Origin of the sequence: Erwinia amylovora (assembly GCF_017161565.1) — a bacterium.
GTDB classification, from domain to species: Bacteria; Pseudomonadota; Gammaproteobacteria; order Enterobacterales; family Enterobacteriaceae; genus Erwinia; species Erwinia amylovora.
Genome location: NZ_CP066796.1, coordinates 1,286,199 through 1,302,847, shown reverse-complemented (window position 1 = coordinate 1,302,847; position 16,649 = coordinate 1,286,199). Strand labels below are relative to the sequence as shown.

The window sequence follows — 16,649 nt, the reverse complement described above, 5'->3', positions numbered from 1 at the left end:
TTGTCTGGCGATGGCTGGCCGGCATCCCACTGTTGTTTATGCGGCTATAGTTAAACGATGAAAAAAGCGAAACGAGCGATTGAAGACCACGGTGTGATTGGCGATTTGCGTACCTGTGCGCTGGTAGCCAACGATGGCACCATCGACTATTTCTGCTGGCCAAACCTGGACAGCCCATCGGTTTTCAGCGCGCTGCTGGACAGTGACGACGCCGGCGTATTCAGCCTGGGCCCGGACTGGATCGGCGCGCGCCGTATGCAGCTTTACCTGCCTGACAGCAATATCCTGCAAACCCGCTGGCTGCATCAGGACGGCGTGGTTGAACTGACCGACTATATGCCGGTTTGTCGGCAAAATGGCGCTTTACCGCGCATTATTCGCCGCATCAAAGTGGTTCACGGCAGCGCCTCAGTCCGGCTGCGTTGCGCCCCGGTGCATGATTATGCCCGCGCAGCAACTTGCGCCACGCGCCATGCCGGCGCGGTAATATTTCACGCCAAAGACCAGCCAGCCTTGCGCCTGAGCGGCGACGCGGATTTCACCCTGCATGACGCCACCGCGCTGGCGCATTTTACCCTGCAAGCCGGCGAAACGCGGCAGTTTGTCTTTGGCGCGGCACCAGATGACGACAACCGGTGCGATCACGCCGACGGCTTTCAGGCCACGCTGGATTTCTGGCGGCAATGGAGTGCTCAAAGCAGCTACCGTGGCCGCTGGCGCGAACGGGTTCAGCGGTCGGCGTTAACCCTCAAGTTACTGACCTCCTGTCAGCATGGCTCGATTGCCGCAGCAGCCACTTTCGGCCTGCCTGAAGAGCCGGGCGGCGAGCGCAACTGGGACTACCGCGCCTCCTGGCTGCGCGATGCGTCATTCAGCATGTATGCCCTGATGCGCCTCGGCTATGTGGATGAAGCGAAGCACTTCACCCGCTGGGTTGGCCGTTGCGTGGAAAACAGCCATCATCAGCTGGCCAAGTTGCAGGTGATGTATCGCCTTGACGGAAGCAAGGAGCTGCATGAGAGCGAGCTGGCACATTTGTCAGGTTATGCGGGTTCCACCCCGGTGCGGATCGGTAATGACGCGTGGCGCCAGACCCAGCTGGATATCTATGGCGAATTGATGGACGCCATCTATCTGGCAAATAAGTACGGCGAGGCGATCTCTCAACGCGGCTGGAGCCGTGTCTGTAGCATGATCGACTATGTCGTCGTTAACTGGCAGCAAAAGGATGCCGGGATCTGGGAGATGCGCGGTGAACCGCAGCATTATCTGCATTCGCGCCTGATGTGCTGGGTGGCAGTGGACCGCGCAGTGCGTCTGGGCGATAAGCGATCGCTGGCGATGCCGCGCTCAAGTTGGGTGCAGGCGCGCGACGCAATACGCAGCGATATCCGGGACAACTTCTGGCATCAGGAACGCGGGCATTTTGTTGCCACGCGCCACGGCGAGTATGTCGATGCCGCGATGCTGCTGATGCCGCTGGTGCGCTTCGTGGGTGCCACCGATCCGGACTGGCTGGCAACGCTGGACGCCATCAAAGCGAATCTGGTCAGCGACGGCATGGTGCGGCGCTACAACGTTGCAGAGACTCCGGCCGACGGATTGCAGGGAGAAGAAGGTGCTTTTGCCGCCTGCTCCTTCTGGTACGTCGAATGCCTGGCACGTGCCGGACGCATCGATGAAGCCCGTTTCGAGTTCGAAAAAATGCTTGGTTATGCCAACCCGCTTGGCCTTTACGCCGAACAGTTCGACGATCGCGGGCGGGCGCTGGGAAATACCCCCCAGGCGTTGACGCACCTGGCCTTTATCAGCGCTGCGTTCTTCCTCGACCGCAAGCTCAGTAACGCGGAGCCGTTATGGCAACCTTGAACGGAAAAATTCCGCCTGCCAGTCATTTGCACGCCGTGATTAATCGCAAAAGTAGTTCTGTAGCAATAAATGCTGGTTTCCTCAGAGGCTATTATGCCCATATAATGCGCAGCCGGTCATATAGGTTAAACTTCAGGTTGCAGTCACCCTGGCTGCAACCTGAATGCTTCGGCTTCAGTTGACCAGTAATGGGTCGTTTATCAACAGTCTACATGGCGCTACACCTGAATTAATATGAAAAAAAGCATCCGTGCGTTCGTCACCCTGATTTTCGCTGCAGCGGCGTTAAGCCACTCGGCCTTCGCTGTGGTTTACCCTCTTCCGGCCGCTAACAGCCGTCTGACCGGGGAAAACCTTGAAATTACCATTCCGCAAGACAGTAAACTTCCGCTGGAAGCTTTCGCGGCTCAATACCAGATGGGCCTGAGCAACATGATGGAAGCTAACCCGCGCGTTGACGTCTATCTGCCTGAAGCCGGCAGCAAACTGATTATTCCTCATCAGCTGCTGCTGCCTGACGCCCCGCGTGAAGGCATTGTGATCAACAGCGCAGAGATGCGCCTGTACTACTATCCGAAAGGCAGTAAAACCGTGGTAGTGCTGCCTGTCGGTATCGGTGAACTGGGCAAGGACACGCCGATCAACTGGACGACCACCGTTCAGCGTAAAAAAGATGGCCCGACCTGGACGCCAACCAAGAAAATGCATGAAGAGTACGCCGCGCGCGGAGAATCCCTGCCAGAAGTGTTCCCGGCTGGACCCGACAATCCGATGGGCCTTTACGCGCTGTACATCGGTCGGCTGTATGCCATCCACGGCACCAATGCCAACTTTGGTATCGGCCTGCGCGTCAGCCACGGCTGTGTGCGCCTGCGTGCGGAAGATATCAAATGGTTGTTCAGCAATGTGCCGGTCGGCACCCGCGTGCAGTTTATCGACCAGCCGGTTAAAGCGTCGGTAGAACCGGACGGTTCACGCTATGTCGAAGTTCACAACCCGCTGTCGCAAACCCAGGAGCAGTTTGCATCCCGCGATCCGGTGCCGCTGACCCTGAGCGATTCAGTGAAAAAAGTGGTCTCCGATGTCAGCGTCAACAGCGCCAGTATGGAAGCCGCGCTCAGGACGCGTTCAGGTATGCCGGTGAAGGTTAACGGTGCGGCCGATGAGCAGGCGGCCAACCCGGTTGCCGTAACGGAGCAGGATGGTGCGCAGCCGGAAGTACAGCCTGATGCTTCAGCCGCTTCGCCTGAGAGCAATCAGGCGGCTCCAACGGATGGACAGGATGCGCCCGCGCTCAGTCAGCCTGGCCCGGTCTACAGCCAGCCGAAACCTTAGTTTCCGGCCGTCACATAAACCCCCGTTCCGCCCGGAACGGGGGTTTTAATGCGCATCAATTATCGCGGCGATCTCACCTGAGGTTTTCAGCACCCGCACCTGCATAAACAGCTCCGTCGCTTGCTGATACTCCTTGCGCAAATAGCCAAGCCACTGCTTAATGCGCGCCACATGATATAAACCGGTATCACCCTGCTTCTCCAGCCGCACATAGCGCTGCAACAGCTGAACCACCTGCGGCCACGCCATAGGCGGCTCACGGTATTTAATCACCCGACTGAGGTTGGGTACATTCAACGCTCCACGCCCGATCATCACCGCATCGCAGCCTGTCATCGCCATACATTCTTGCGCACTCTGCCAGTCCCGGATTTCGCCGTTGGCAATCACCGGGATGTTCAAGCGCTGGCGGATCTCACCGATCGCCTGCCAGTTAATCGCTTCGGCGCGGTAACCCTCTTCTTTAGTACGGCCATGCACCGCCAGTTCGCTCGCCCCGGCTTGCTGCACCGCATCGGCAATTTCAAACTGACGTGCGCCAGAATCCCAGCCCAGCCGCACTTTCACCGTCACTGGCAGATGGTCGGGCACGGCAGCGCGCATCGCTTTGGCACCCTGATAGATCAGCTCAGGATCCTTAAGCAGGGTCGCTCCCCCGCCGCTGCCGTTAACGGTTTTGGACGGGCAGCCGCAGTTGAGATCAACGCCCCAGGAACCGAGTTCCACCGCGCGGGCGGCGTTTTCCGCCAGCCATTCGGGATATTGCCCTAACAGCTGAATGCGTACCAGGGTGCCTGACGGCGTGCGGCTGGCATTATTCAGTTCGGGGCACAGACGTTGAAAGCATTTCACCGGCAGCAGAGCGTCCACGACGCGCAGAAATTCCGTGATACAGAGATCGTAGTCGTTGACGTCGGTCAGCAGCTCTCGCACTAATGAGTCGAGAACACCTTCCATCGGGGCAAGTAATACGCGCATGGTAAACCTGTGGAGAGGTTAACAGGGGGAAGCGGGCGCTTCCCCCCGGTTAATTAGCCGTTATTTGCCGGGTTGGCGCGGCGTGGACGGGTTTTGTTGACGCGGGGTGCTCCCGCGTTGCCGCCTTCGGAGCGTGCGCCGCGCACGGCACCGGCACCGTTGCCGTTACCCTGGCGGCGTTCACCGCCATTGCCGTTACGGTTTGCGCTGGCGCTACGATCGCCGCCGCCACGGGGTGCCTGGCCCTGACCGCCGCGCCCACGTCCGCCACCACCACCGCCGCGCTGCTGCTGACGACCGTTGATGATCGGCTCGGCTTTGATGGCTGGATCCGGTTCAAAACCGTCGATCGCCATACGCGGGATCTCACGCTTCAGCACACGTTCGATATCGCGTAACAGCTTGTGCTCGTCGACGCACACCAGCGACAACGCTTCACCGACCGCCGCCGCACGACCGGTACGACCGATGCGATGAACATAGTCCTCCGGCACATTAGGCAATTCGTAGTTCACAACGTGCGGCAGCTCTTCGATATCGATACCGCGCGCGGCAATGTCCGTTGCCACCAGCACGCGGATTTTACCGTCTTTGAAATCACTCAGTGCGCGGGTACGTGCGCCCTGGCTCTTATTACCGTGAATGGCTGCGGCGGTGATGCCATCTTTATTCAGCTGTTCGGCCAGGTGGTTAGCACCATGTTTGGTACGGGTAAACACCAGCACCTGCTGCCAGTTGCCGCGCCCAATCAGCAAGGACAGCAGCTCCCGCTTGCGTTTTTTGTCTACCAGGTGAACATGCTGGGTCACCTGCTCGGATGCGGTATTGCGGCGGGCAACTTCCACCTGTTCGGGATTGTGCAGCAGCTTTTCCGCCAGGGTTTTGATTTCGTCAGAGAAGGTCGCCGAGAACAGCAGATTCTGGCGTTTGGCCGGCAGTTTTGCCAACACGCGGCGGATATCATGAATAAAACCCATATCCAGCATACGGTCCGCTTCGTCCAGCACCAGGATTTCCACTTTCGACAGGTCAAGCGCATTCTGATGTTCAAGATCCAGCAGACGGCCAGGCGTTGCCACCAGCACGTCCACGCCGCCGCGAAGTTTCATCATCTGTGGATTAATGCTGACGCCGCCAAATACCACCAGCGAACGCATATCAAGATATTTGCTGTAATCCTGCACGTTTTCACCAACCTGGGCCGCCAGCTCACGGGTCGGGGTCAGGATCAGCGCGCGCACTGGTCGGCGGCCCTTCGGGTGCGGATTATGACTGCTCAACAGCTGCAGTAATGGCAGAGTAAAGCCGGCGGTTTTACCCGTACCCGTCTGGGCGCTGGCCATCAGGTCTCGTCCAGCAAGCACTACCGGGATTGCCTGACGCTGAATAGGCGTCGGCTCGTTATAGCCCTGTTCTGCAACAGCGCGCAAAATATCGGCATTGAGGCCGAGAGAATCAAATGACATAAAGTTGACAGACTCCGGATCCGCCCTGACCGCATCGCGGTGAAGTTTCCAGGGGGAGAGTTGACGCCAGGATCATTCCTGACGCTTGAATGACAGCACAAACCACGGTGCATAAGGTGCTGATTATAGCAGACCCCAACGCGTTAAAGGCAGTTATTATTGCCAGTATTATGAGAAATTGATCGACAGGCCAAAAAGCACAATGCTCCGTGCGGCTGAAAGCGCTTAAGGTATGTGACAATATAAACGGGCCAGCGAGGTGGCCCTAAAGGTAACTAGCGTGGACGCTGGGGCGGCTGTGAGCGCTCTTTCACCAGCAGCGAAACCAGTGCCGGCCCGGCCAGCATCACCACGCCGACTGCAACAAGCAGCAGGTTATTGTGGACGATTCGGGACAGTACCAGCAGCACCATCATCGCGGCACCGAAGTAGTAAGTGGTGGTGACATCTTCAAGGAAATCACCGATACGCCGCAGATGCGGCCGGCGCTGGGTCAGCAACATGGCTGAAAATACGCCGGCATACAGCGTCAGTAAAACAGTGCTGACCTGTAACAGCGCCTGATGTTTCCAGCCCCACACCAGCGCGGCGATCAGCAGCAGGTGCAGTGCAATATGTACGCAGTTTTGTCCGGTGACAATCTGAATACGATGGGACCATTTCATCTGTTTCTCCTGGCAGACCCGACAAAGGTCGCTCAAGCGGGTTACCGAAACCAGTCAGTAACGTATTACCTCAGACTAACGTAGTTTTAGGTGAATGCCGTATAAAGAACGCGCGCACTACCCGGTTTTGTGACCAAGACTACACTCTTTCTTTCACTGGTTAAAAGCAAGAGTGCCGACAGTATGCCACAAAAGCCTGGGGAATTTTCAATTTAAGTCCCGGCTGCGAACGCCTCGATGAGTTTCTATCAGGTTACCGCTGGCTGCTGCCCGCCCGGCAGCGGCGGCAATAGTTTTGCGCCAAGAGGAAACGAGGATAGGTCAGGATTGGCGTGTATCAGGGCAAACACTGCACCAAACAGATTTGACTGGCCAGACGGGGATGGAGCAGTTCGGTGAGCAACACGTCATAGCCGTCACTCACCGCGTTGACAGGCAATCTGGCTTAAGTGACCATCGATTAACGGCGGTTGCCGAAAATACGCAGCAGCATCAGGAACAGGTTGATGAAGTCGAGATACAGCGTCAGCGCCCCCATTATAGAGTAGCGACGCATATTCTCTTTATCTTCAACGTTGATCCCTTCACCGATGTTTTTCAGCTTTTGCGTGTCATACGCCGTCAGTCCGACAAACACCACTACTCCGATATAGGTCACAGCCCACATCAGCGCCGTGCTTTTTAGCCAGATATTGACCAGTGATGCCAGCACAATGCCAATAAGTGCCATAAATAGCATGCTGCCCATGCCGCTCAGGTCACGTTTGGTGGTATAACCCCACAGACTCATGGCACCAAACATCCCGCCGGTCACCACAAAGGTGCTGGCAATCGACGAAGAGGTATACACAAGGAAAATGCTGGCCATGGTCAGCCCGGTCAGCGCCGAGTAAAGCATAAACAGCCCGGTGGCCACGGCCCCACTAAGTTTATGCACCATACCAGACAGGACAAAAACCAGCCCCAGCTGAACAATAATCAGGCCAAAGAAGGTGATGCGGTTAGCAAATACCAGCTGCATGACCGCTGGCGTATTCGCAGCATACCAGGAGATAAATGCCGTCAGCAGCAAACCGCATGTCATCCAGCCATAGACCTGGGCCATATATACCGAAATGCCGCTGCCGGCACGTTGAACGATTGAATCTTGAGAACGTGGATATCTATCCATGATGCCCCCCTTAAATGGTTGAATGAAAATACAGTGTAATCCTTTTCTCAGTCTGGCATATACCGACTTCCTGCACCACCCTTCAACCACGCCGAACGCTGTCAATTATGCGATTGAAGGGGGAAAGGCAGTGAGTACAAAGCTGCTATATATCTTAGCGATTTCGGCGACAGATCCAGCGTTTTTTTCGTTCAAACCACAAGCCATCGCACAACCTTTTTACGCTGCCGGGACGGCACAATAAGCGATACGCCGACGGTAGTGAATTAAGAAGTGGAATTTCCACAGCAGCCGGTTTGGTTATAGATACACATGACAATCACTGCTGAATAAGCTCCGTAGAAAGCTGGCACCATGCCGTGGCCAGCTTTTTATGCTCGTCAGTTCACAGTTAAATCAGTTGTTATTTTCTTATCATCCGGGCTGCGCCTGGCACAGCTCCTGTTGCTCCTGACCGTCGGCCCGGCGAAAAATGATTCAGTGACGTGATAAACATTTCTGGTAACGGCTATTGACGCGCTGGGCAAACCACGCGGTGGTGAGATTACGCGTAATTTTCGGGCTTTCCAGCTTGATACCCGGCAACATTTCACGCGGTAACTTTTTGCCAGCGTCCTTATCGGCCAGGGCAAATACCGCTTGCCACAGATCGGTTTTGTCGAAGTCATCGCTGTCCCCTTTTTCCAGCGCCCGGCGAATGGCCCGGTCGCTGTGATCCAGCCGTTTACCCAGCAGACGCACGGCCTTTTCGGTCCCTCCGGCGCTGTCAGAACCGTAGTTGATCAGGTCACCGTCCAGCGCCAGCTTAATACCACTGAGGCGAGACACGGCGGCCTGGAAGGCGACATTGCGGCTGGCATACCGGCCGGCGTTGAAGTCGGCAAAGCGATACAGCGGCGTGGAGTAGTTTGCCGGGTAAGCCAGCAGATGCATGGTGCCAAACCACAAGCCACCACGTCGGGTAAAGACCTCGCGCCGGATGGAGCCATCTACCGGGTAGGGATAGTCTTTCGCGTGAGACTCGGCAAAGGCAATGCTGACCTGCATCGGCCCACCGGTATGGATCGGGTTCAGATGGCCAAACAGCTTCTGCCCCATCGGTACCATGTCAATGAGATCATCAAATACCGCGCTCAGCTCCTTTTCGCTTTTGACATGATCCAGCCGGTCGGCATAGCTTTTACCGGTAGGGGATTTGAAAAGCAGCGCGGTGCGTACCAGGAATGACGGGATATGGTGCTGTGCGGCGCGGCGGTCGATTTCTCCCCAGGCGATTTTGGGTAAACCGGTTACCGCCGCATCAGCGCTGAAATTCGACTCCTGCCCGGTGACGGCAATCACCGCGCACAGGTTGCTGACGGATGGAGGGAGGTTCTGGCCGTTGAATGCCACATAAATATCCCCCGCCCACCCCTGGCGGTCGCTCACCCCTTCAGGAAGCAAACGGGCAATCTGCGCTTTAACCTCGGCGGGGCGTGGTGCAGAGGCATTGTCTGACGGATGATGACTACAGCTTGCCAGCAGCAGCGCCAGCGGAACAGTGAGTTTTTGCAGAGAACGGTTCATTGATTTCCTTTCCAACGGGCGGCGGCCTGCCGATCGCTGTCGCGTGCAGCAACCCAGCGCTGGCCGCCGGCGGTGGCTTCACGCTTCCAGAACGGGGCGCGTGTTTTCAGCTGATCCATGATAAATTCAGCAGCGGCGAAGGCGGCAGCGCGATGAACGCCACTGACGCCTACCAGCACGATATCATCGCCGGGGAATAGCTCGCCAATACGGTGGATCACCGTGACCCGCTGCATCGGCCATTGCAGGCGTGCCTCTGCAACAATCGCCGCCAGCGCTTTCTCCGTCATGCCGGGGTAGTGTTCCAGCGTCAGCGCGCTGACATCGTCACCCAGATTGTGGTTACGCACCTTACCGGTAAAGGTCACTACCGCGCCGTCCAGATCGGAGGCAGAAAGCCACTGATGCTCATCAGCAATACTGAAGGGCGCATGGCCCACTCTGATTCGCGTTTCCATTTTAACCTCCGGTCACGGGAGGGAAAAATGCCACTTCGTCCCCGGCGCGCAGCGGATGCTGCAGCGACACCAGCGTCTGATTCACGGCCGCCAGAAGCATACCGGATCCCAGCGCCAGCGCCCAGCGTTCCCCCTTCTCTGCCAGCTGGCGGCGCAGCGCTTCAACATCGGCGTATTCTGCGCTCACCTGTAGCCCGTCGGTACCGACCAGTTCACGCACCTGGGCAAAAAACAGCACGTTAATCATAAGGCACCGCCTGAAAATCACCCGATTTGCCGCCGCTTTTACTCAGTAACCGGCACTGCTCAATGGTGATATCCTTCTGCACCGCTTTGCACATGTCGTAAATGGTCAGAGCGGCGACCGAAGCCGCCGTCAGCGCTTCCATCTCGACTCCGGTTTTACCGCTCAGGCGACACAGTGATTCGATTCGCACCCGATGGCGGGACGGATCGGCGCTAAGCGTGACTTCAACCTTACTTAACAGCAGCGGATGGCACAGCGGGATCAGCTCCCAGGTGCGCTTTGCCGCCTGAATACCCGCAATGCGCGCGGTGGCAAACACATCGCCTTTATGATGGCTGCCGTCAATAATCATTTGCAGCGTCTGCGGGTGCATCACCACAAACGCCTCTGCACGCGCTTCGCGTACGCTTTCTGGTTTGGTGGAAACATCCACCATATGCGCCTCTCCGGCAGCATTAATGTGAGTCAACTGGGGCATATTACGTTTTCTTCAAATGCGAGACAAAATGACAGGGGCGGGTACGGGCATCAAGCTGGTGCTGAATAATGCGTTCCCAGGCAAGCTGGCAGGCAGCGGTTGAACCGGGAATAGCGAAAATCAGCGTACCGTTAGCGATACCGGCCAGCGCGCGCGATTGCAGGGTTGAGGTGGCGATATCCTCCCAGGAGATCATGCGGAACAGTTCGCCGAACCCGGCAACCTCACGATCGAACAATGGCCCGATCGCCTCCGGGGTAGCGTTTGTGTCATTGAAACCGGTGCCGCCATTAATCAGCACCACCTGCACATCCGTGCTGGCAATCCAGCTGGAAACCACTGCGCGAATACGGTAACGGTTGTCCGGGACAATTGCACGATCCAGCACCTGATGTCCCACCGCGGCCAGCGCCTCTTGCAGATAGCTGCCGGAACTGTCGCTGTCGGCGCTATGTCGATCGGATACGGTCATCACCGCCACGTTAAGGGGGATAAAATCGCTGCTGCCTTTTGCCATTATCAGGTCCTTAGCTTAACCGCCGATAAATGAGAGATTTTGGGTCATACCGGTATTGCCCTGATGCAGAAAATGCGTCTGTTTTTTCGTCGCCAGACTGCCGGCTATACGCGCCTGCAGCTCCGCCTGCTGGCCGTCATGCGCCAGCAAATCTCTTAGCGGCACGCCGCCGTCGCCGAACAGGCACAGATGCAGGTTGCCCGTGGCCGAGACGCGCAAACGATTACAGCTGGCACAGAACTCTTTTTCATAAGGCATAATCAGGCCAATCTCACCCAGATAGTCTTGATGGCGGAAGACCTGCGCCGGGCCATCGCTGCGCACGCGCTTCTGGAGAACCCAGCCCTGCTGCAACAGGCGTTGGCGGATAACGCTGCCGGAAATATGGTGTTGACGAAACAGCGCTCCGCCGTCGCCGGTTTCCATCAGCTCAATAAAGCGGAGCTGGATGGGCCGGGGACGGATCCAGTCGAGAAAGGTTTCCAGGCTTTGGTGATTGACGTCACGCATCAATACGGTGTTGACCTTGACTTTGCTGAAGCCAGCGTCGAAGGCCGCATCGATGCCGCGCATCACCTGATCGAATTTATCCTGCCCGGTGATGGCGTGAAACTGGCGCGCATCCAGGCTGTCGATGCTTACGTTGAGCGCGTTCAGTCCGGCAGCGCGCCAGCGCGCCACGTCGCGTTGCAGGCGGTAACCGTTGGTGGTCACCGCCAGCTGGCGAATGGCGGTATTTTCACGCACCGCAGCGATAATCTCGGTAAAATCACGGCGCATGGATGGCTCGCCCCCCGTCAGACGCACTTTTTCAGTGCCGGCAGCGGCGAACGCACGCGTAACGCGCCTGATCTCATTCAGCGTCAGGAAGCTTTTATTTTGCGCGCCCTGGGGTTGATAGCCATTGGGTAGACAGTAAGTGCAACGAAAGTTACACACGTCGGTGATCGACAGACGCAGATAGTAGAATCTGCGCGCGAAGTTATCAGTAAATTGTGACACGGGTGACACCTTTCCAAAACGGGAGATGCAGGCATTTCTTTCTGCACCCTGGCAGCGCGATGGCTGCGGCCAGGACACCATATCCGTGGGACACAGGTATCAGGGCTTAAGTGCGGTATGCCGACATCGGCAAACCGTGGTGCGGGAATGTTAACGCTAATGGTGTAAGGTTACCAGAACAGAGTTCCGCTATATATTTTGATATATAGCGAATTTTAACCCCATTTCCCTGCCGGATAGCGTAAAATATGCCGCAACAATCGGTTGATAACCACAGGGAAACAGGATGCGCAATCGCACTTTAGCTGACCTCGATCGCGTGGTGGCCTTAGGAGGTGGACACGGGCTGGGCCGCGTAATGTCCGCCCTGTCACCTCTGGGTTCCCGCCTGACCGGCATCGTTACCACCACGGATAACGGCGGCTCCACCGGGCGCATCCGGCGCTCCGAGGGGGGATTGCCTGGGGAGACATGCGTAACTGCCTGAATCAGTTAATTGCCAAACCCGGCGTGGCATCGGCAATGTTCGAATACCGCTTCAACGGCAGTGGCGAACTGGCAGGACATAACCTCGGCAATCTGATGTTGAAAGCACTCGACCATCTCAGCGTGCGGCCTTTAGAGGCAATTAATTTGATCCGTAATCTGCTGAAGGTCGACGCGTTCCTGATCCCGATGTCCGAACAGCCGGTTGATCTGGTTGCACGGGACACTGACGGGCAGCTGATCTTTGGCGAAACGGACATTGACCTGATGGCGATGCCGCCACAGGAGCTGATGCTCTCCCCGGCGGTGAGCGCCACGCGTGAAGCGGTAGAGGCGATTGGCCAGGCCGACCTGATCCTTATCGGCCCCGGCAGTTTCTTTACCAGCCTGATGCCGGTGCTGCTGCTGCCGGAGATTGCACAGGCGCTGCGCCGCACCCCGGCGACGATGGTTTTCATTGGCAATCTGGGTAAAGAACTGAGTCCGGCGGCAGCCGGAATGACCACAGTGAAAAAACTGGAAATGATGGAAAAAGTGATAGGGAAACAGGTGATTGATGCTCTGCTGCTTGGGCCATGCGCTGACAGCGCCCGGCTTGAGCAGCGCCTGGTATTCCAGCAGCCGCTGGAAGCAGCGGATATCCCCTACCGTCATGATCGCCAGCTGTTGCGCATGGCACTGGAGCGGGCAGTGCAGTCGATGGGGTAACGGCCGTTGCTGCGGCGGAAAGCCCCGGTGAGAGGAACGGCGCTTATCAGGACGCGGCGATAAACAGCTCGCGCACCTGATGCAGCTGGTCGCGAACCTGGGCGGCCTCTTCAAATTCCAGATTCTGTGCATGTTGCTGCATCTGTGCTTCCAGCTGGTGAATGCGCTTTTGCAGCCCCAGCGGCGACAGATCGACAAAGGCCGGATCGTCTTCCACAATACTGCGCCCTTTCATGTTACGCGGCTTGGCTTTGTTCTTCGCCAGCCCCTGACCCAGCTCAAGAATATCGGATATTTTCTTGTTCAGGCCTTGCGGGACAATACCGTGTTCTTGATTGTGCAGCTGCTGCTTTTCACGGCGACGTTCGGTTTCGCCAATCGCGCGCGCCATCGAAGGAGTGATTTTGTCGCCGTAGAGGATCGCCTTACCGTTAAGATTACGCGCAGCACGGCCAATCGTCTGGATCAGGGAACGCTCGGAACGCAAGAAGCCCTCTTTGTCCGCGTCGAGGATGGCCACCAGCGACACTTCAGGCATATCCAGCCCTTCACGCAGCAGGTTGATCCCCACCAGCACGTCAAACTTACCCAGACGCAGATCGCGAATAATTTCCACGCGCTCTACGGTATCAATGTCCGAATGCAGATAGCGCACCCGCTCACCGTGCTCTGTGAGGTATTCGGTTAAATCCTCCGCCATGCGTTTGGTCAGCACCGTGACCAGCACGCGTTCGTTAATTGCCACGCGCTGGCGGATTTCAGAGAGCAGATCGTCCACCTGAGTTCCCACCGGACGCACTTCAACGATCGGGTCGAGCAGGCCGGTAGGACGCACCACCTGGTCGATCACCTCGCCACCCGATTTCTCCAGTTCGTAATTTCCCGGCGTGGCGGAAACGTAGATAGTCTGCGGCGCAAGCGCTTCAAACTCTTCAAACTTCATCGGGCGGTTATCCAGCGCTGACGGCAGACGGAAACCGTACTCCACCAGCGTTTCTTTGCGCGCCCGGTCGCCACGGTACATGCCGCCAATTTGCGGAATAGTGACGTGGGATTCATCAATCACCAGCAGGCCGTCGGCGGGCAGATAGTCAAACAGCGTGGGGGGCGCTTCGCCCGGCCCGCGAGCGGACAGATAGCGCGAGTAGTTTTCAATCCCGGAGCAGTAGCCCAGCTCGTTCATCATTTCAAGATCAAACTGGGTGCGCTGACTCAGGCGCTGCTCTTCCAGCAGTTTGTTGTTATCCAGCAGCACCTTTTTCCGTTCCACCAGCTCTTCTTTGATCTCTTCCATCGCCTGCAGGAGGCGCTCACGCGGCGTCACGTAGTGAGTTTTGGGATAGATGGTATACCGCGGGATCACCGATTCGATCTGACCGGTCAGCGGATCAAAAATGGACAGCCGTTCTACCTCTTCGTCGAACAGCTCCACGCGCAGCGCATAATCATCAGACTCCGCCGGGAAGATATCGATAACCTCCCCGCGTACGCGGAACGTACCGCGCTGGAAGGCCTGGTCGTTGCGCGCATATTGCAGCTCCGCCAGCCGGCGCAGAATGGCACGCTGGTCAATCACCATGCCGCGCGTCAGGTGCAGCATCATTTTCAGATAGAGATCGGGGTCACCGAGGCCGTAAATCGCCGATACTGATGCCACCACCACCACGTCACGCCGTTCCAGCAGCGCTTTGGTGGCCGACAGGCGCATCTGCTCGATGTGTTCATTCACCGAAGCATCTTTTTCGATAAAGGTGTCCGAACTGGGAACGTAAGCTTCCGGCTGATAGTAGTCGTAATAAGAGACGAAATACTCTACCGCATTATCCGGAAAAAACTCTTTCATTTCGCCGTACAGCTGCGCCGCCAGCGTTTTGTTCGGAGCCAGCACCATCGTTGGGCGATTCAGGTCGGCAATGACATTTGCCACGGTAAAGGTTTTACCCGAACCGGTCACGCCGAGCAGGGTTTGATGCGCCAGACCGTCTTCCAGCCCCTCTTCCAGGCGACGGATAGCCTCCGGCTGATCGCCAGCGGGTTTAAATTCGGAGTTGAGTTTGAAGACTTTGCTCATTTCAGGCTACCTGATGAAGATGGACACGAACCGGGATCTCATTCTACCCGGCCCTGACGATTTTGCCAGCAAAAAACACTGGATATAATCACAGCTATACAGCATGATGACGCTTTATCGGTTAATGCCGCTGAATGACCGGGCATTGCGTTAAGGGCTGAACCGGCTAAGCGAAGGGGTTATCCCCAACAGGGTTCAGGTTTTACATTTTGTCAAGCGTGCCGGCATGAAAGTCTTTACCAATCGATTACATCAGCCTGGCATGATTGATTTTATCTAACCAGTTGATTTGAAGTATTTATTCATTAAAGCCGAGTTTCGCACCAACCCGGAGCAAAGCCGCGTCCGCTCTCGTATCCTACAGGTTTTCATCGCCTAATACACAAGGTTATCCACAGGAATGGTGGATAACTGTTTACAGCGCTTGAGGCGCTTGATGTGTATAACTCATCCCCAGGCAGGGTTAAGCCCGGCAAATATTTTTTTCTGCCGTTTTTTTTGCACCGCCGGCACGCAGTCGTGCAGAGAAACGCGTTTTGCCCGCCTCTTTTCTGTGATGGCACATTGTACAGGCTGCTTGCCACCGGGTAAGCGACTTGCACCATCACTGATTAGCCGCTGGCACTGCCCCGGTGCAAAAAGCCTTTTATCCCGCTGAATAGTTTAGCTGCGCTCACCAATAGCCGGTGGAATGGTGCAGGCATCGCGTAAACCCGGCCGCAAAACTCACCTGGCCTGATGATTGCATAGTTATTTTGAGGACATTGATTTAGCTGCAAGGCCTGATGCTTGATAACACCACAGCAAGAAGCATTAAGCCGAACGGTTGTTAACGGTACGCCGGACTGTTTGCCATACGACAAAGAGCGTAAGCAGCAGGTGCGATCTAAAACTTTCTGGAGGAGAGTGTCAGATGCTCAGTTTACGTTCAGTCAATCAGTTTTACGGGCAGAACCACATTTTGTGGGACGTCGATTTGGAGCTTGAACCCGGCACCTGCACCGGGATCCTCGGGCGGCAAGGCATGGGGAAAACCACGCTGGTAAACTGCATTATGGGACATCTGCCGATCAACAGCGGCTCCATGACCTGGCAGGGTATCAGCGGGCCGCCTCAGGACCTGCTGCTGCAACCGGTGGAAACCCGCGCCTCGCTGGGGATCGGTTATGTGCCACAGGGGCGGCACATTTTCTCTCAGATGAGCGTTGAAGAGAATCTGCAAATCGCCCTGTTAGCCGGTGCCGGTATGGCGTGCCATCAGGCGATCCCGAAGAGGGTTTATGACCTGTTTCCGGCGCTGTGGTCATTGCGCCACCAGCGCAGCGGTGAGCTACCCATCGACCAGCAGCAGCAGCTGGCGCTGGCGCGTGCCCTGGTGTTGCAGCCCAGACTGCTGATTCTGGATGAACCCACGGAAGGCATGTCGCCGTGGCTGGAAGAGGAGATGGGGAATTTGATCCACCGACTGAATCACGAATTTGGTATGACCATCCTGCTGCTGGAGCAGCGCCTGTCGTTTATCCGTCGCGTAGCCGACTATTTTCTGTTGCTGCATCGGGGACGTAATGTGGCTCACGGCAAAGTGGCGCTGCTCGATGACCGCGTGGTCAATACGTGGCTGGCGGTGTGATC

The 16,649-nt window shown here is 56.7% G+C and carries 14 protein-coding genes, 1 pseudogene and 1 riboswitch; of the genes and pseudogenes, 4 read left to right on the top strand and 11 right to left on the bottom strand.

All coding sequences use genetic code 11. The annotated features are described in order from the left end of the window. Positions 1–57: 57 nt before the first annotated feature. A complete protein-coding gene (locus tag JGC47_RS06090; protein ID WP_004156763.1) occupies positions 58–1,869 on the top strand; it encodes a glycoside hydrolase family 15 protein in 1,812 nt (603 codons plus the stop codon). A gap of 234 nt (positions 1,870–2,103) precedes the next feature. Further along, positions 2,104–3,204, top strand: a complete 1,101-nt coding sequence (locus JGC47_RS06085; RefSeq protein ID WP_004161969.1) for a L,D-transpeptidase family protein — start codon at positions 2,104–2,106, stop codon at positions 3,202–3,204. 45 nt (positions 3,205–3,249) lie between these two features. On the opposite strand, the gene dusC is transcribed toward JGC47_RS06085, so the two are convergent. From dusC to moaA, 10 genes are all read right to left on the bottom strand, one after another. Beyond that, positions 3,250–4,182, bottom strand: a complete 933-nt coding sequence (gene dusC, locus JGC47_RS06080; protein WP_004156761.1) for a tRNA dihydrouridine(16) synthase DusC — start codon at positions 4,180–4,182, stop codon at positions 3,250–3,252. A 53-nt stretch (positions 4,183–4,235) separates the two neighbouring features. Beyond that, on the bottom strand, positions 4,236–5,648 hold the full coding sequence (gene rhlE, locus JGC47_RS06075) for an ATP-dependent RNA helicase RhlE (protein WP_004156759.1): 1,413 nt from the start codon (positions 5,646–5,648) through the stop codon (positions 4,236–4,238). A 275-nt stretch (positions 5,649–5,923) separates the two neighbouring features. Beyond that, entirely contained in the window at positions 5,924–6,313 is a 390-nt protein-coding gene (locus tag JGC47_RS06070) for a YbhQ family protein (protein ID WP_004156757.1), read from the bottom strand. A gap of 460 nt (positions 6,314–6,773) precedes the next feature. Beyond that, positions 6,774–7,484: a Bax inhibitor-1/YccA family protein gene (locus JGC47_RS06065; protein ID WP_004156755.1), complete on the bottom strand. Its 711-nt coding sequence runs from the start codon at positions 7,482–7,484 to the stop codon at positions 6,774–6,776. Positions 7,485–7,961: 477 nt separating this feature from the next. Then, entirely contained in the window at positions 7,962–9,050 is a 1,089-nt protein-coding gene (locus JGC47_RS06060) for a DUF1615 domain-containing protein (protein ID WP_004156753.1), read from the bottom strand. Then, positions 9,047–9,508 carry a molybdopterin synthase catalytic subunit MoaE gene (gene moaE / locus JGC47_RS06055; protein WP_004156752.1) on the bottom strand — a complete coding sequence of 154 codons (462 nt, stop codon included), beginning with the start codon at positions 9,506–9,508 and terminating at the stop codon, positions 9,047–9,049. The genes JGC47_RS06060 and moaE overlap by 4 nt, the downstream gene beginning before the upstream one ends. 1 nt (position 9,509) lies before the next feature. Beyond that, positions 9,510–9,755 (bottom strand): molybdopterin synthase sulfur carrier subunit, encoded by a 246-nt coding sequence (gene moaD / locus JGC47_RS06050; protein ID WP_004156749.1) that lies wholly within the window; start codon positions 9,753–9,755, stop codon positions 9,510–9,512. Then, positions 9,748–10,233 (bottom strand): cyclic pyranopterin monophosphate synthase MoaC, encoded by a 486-nt coding sequence (moaC, locus tag JGC47_RS06045; RefSeq protein ID WP_004156747.1) that lies wholly within the window; start codon positions 10,231–10,233, stop codon positions 9,748–9,750. Before moaC ends, moaD begins: the two co-directional genes overlap by 8 nt. Before the next feature lies 1 nt (position 10,234). After that, on the bottom strand, positions 10,235–10,750 hold the full coding sequence (moaB, locus tag JGC47_RS06040) for a molybdenum cofactor biosynthesis protein B (protein WP_004156746.1): 516 nt from the start codon (positions 10,748–10,750) through the stop codon (positions 10,235–10,237). Positions 10,751–10,765: 15 nt separating this feature from the next. Further along, positions 10,766–11,752, bottom strand: a complete 987-nt coding sequence (gene moaA / locus JGC47_RS06035; protein ID WP_004156744.1) for a GTP 3',8-cyclase MoaA — start codon at positions 11,750–11,752, stop codon at positions 10,766–10,768. Continuing rightward, a riboswitch (molybdenum cofactor riboswitch) is annotated at positions 11,743–11,877 on the bottom strand. (Overlaps the previous gene by 10 nt.) 161 nt (positions 11,878–12,038) lie before the next feature. Between moaA and JGC47_RS06030 the strand changes: the two are divergent. Further along, a pseudogene (locus JGC47_RS06030) lies at positions 12,039–12,946 on the top strand (gluconeogenesis factor YvcK family protein). A gap of 46 nt (positions 12,947–12,992) precedes the next feature. Here JGC47_RS06030 and uvrB read toward each other — a convergent pair. Beyond that, positions 12,993–15,017: an excinuclease ABC subunit UvrB gene (uvrB, locus tag JGC47_RS06025; protein WP_004156740.1), complete on the bottom strand. Its 2,025-nt coding sequence runs from the start codon at positions 15,015–15,017 to the stop codon at positions 12,993–12,995. A gap of 913 nt (positions 15,018–15,930) precedes the next feature. On the opposite strand from uvrB, the gene JGC47_RS06020 reads away from it, so the two are divergent. Further along, positions 15,931–16,647 carry an ABC transporter ATP-binding protein gene (locus tag JGC47_RS06020; RefSeq protein ID WP_004156738.1) on the top strand — a complete coding sequence of 239 codons (717 nt, stop codon included), beginning with the start codon at positions 15,931–15,933 and terminating at the stop codon, positions 16,645–16,647. Positions 16,648–16,649 lie beyond the last annotated feature (2 nt).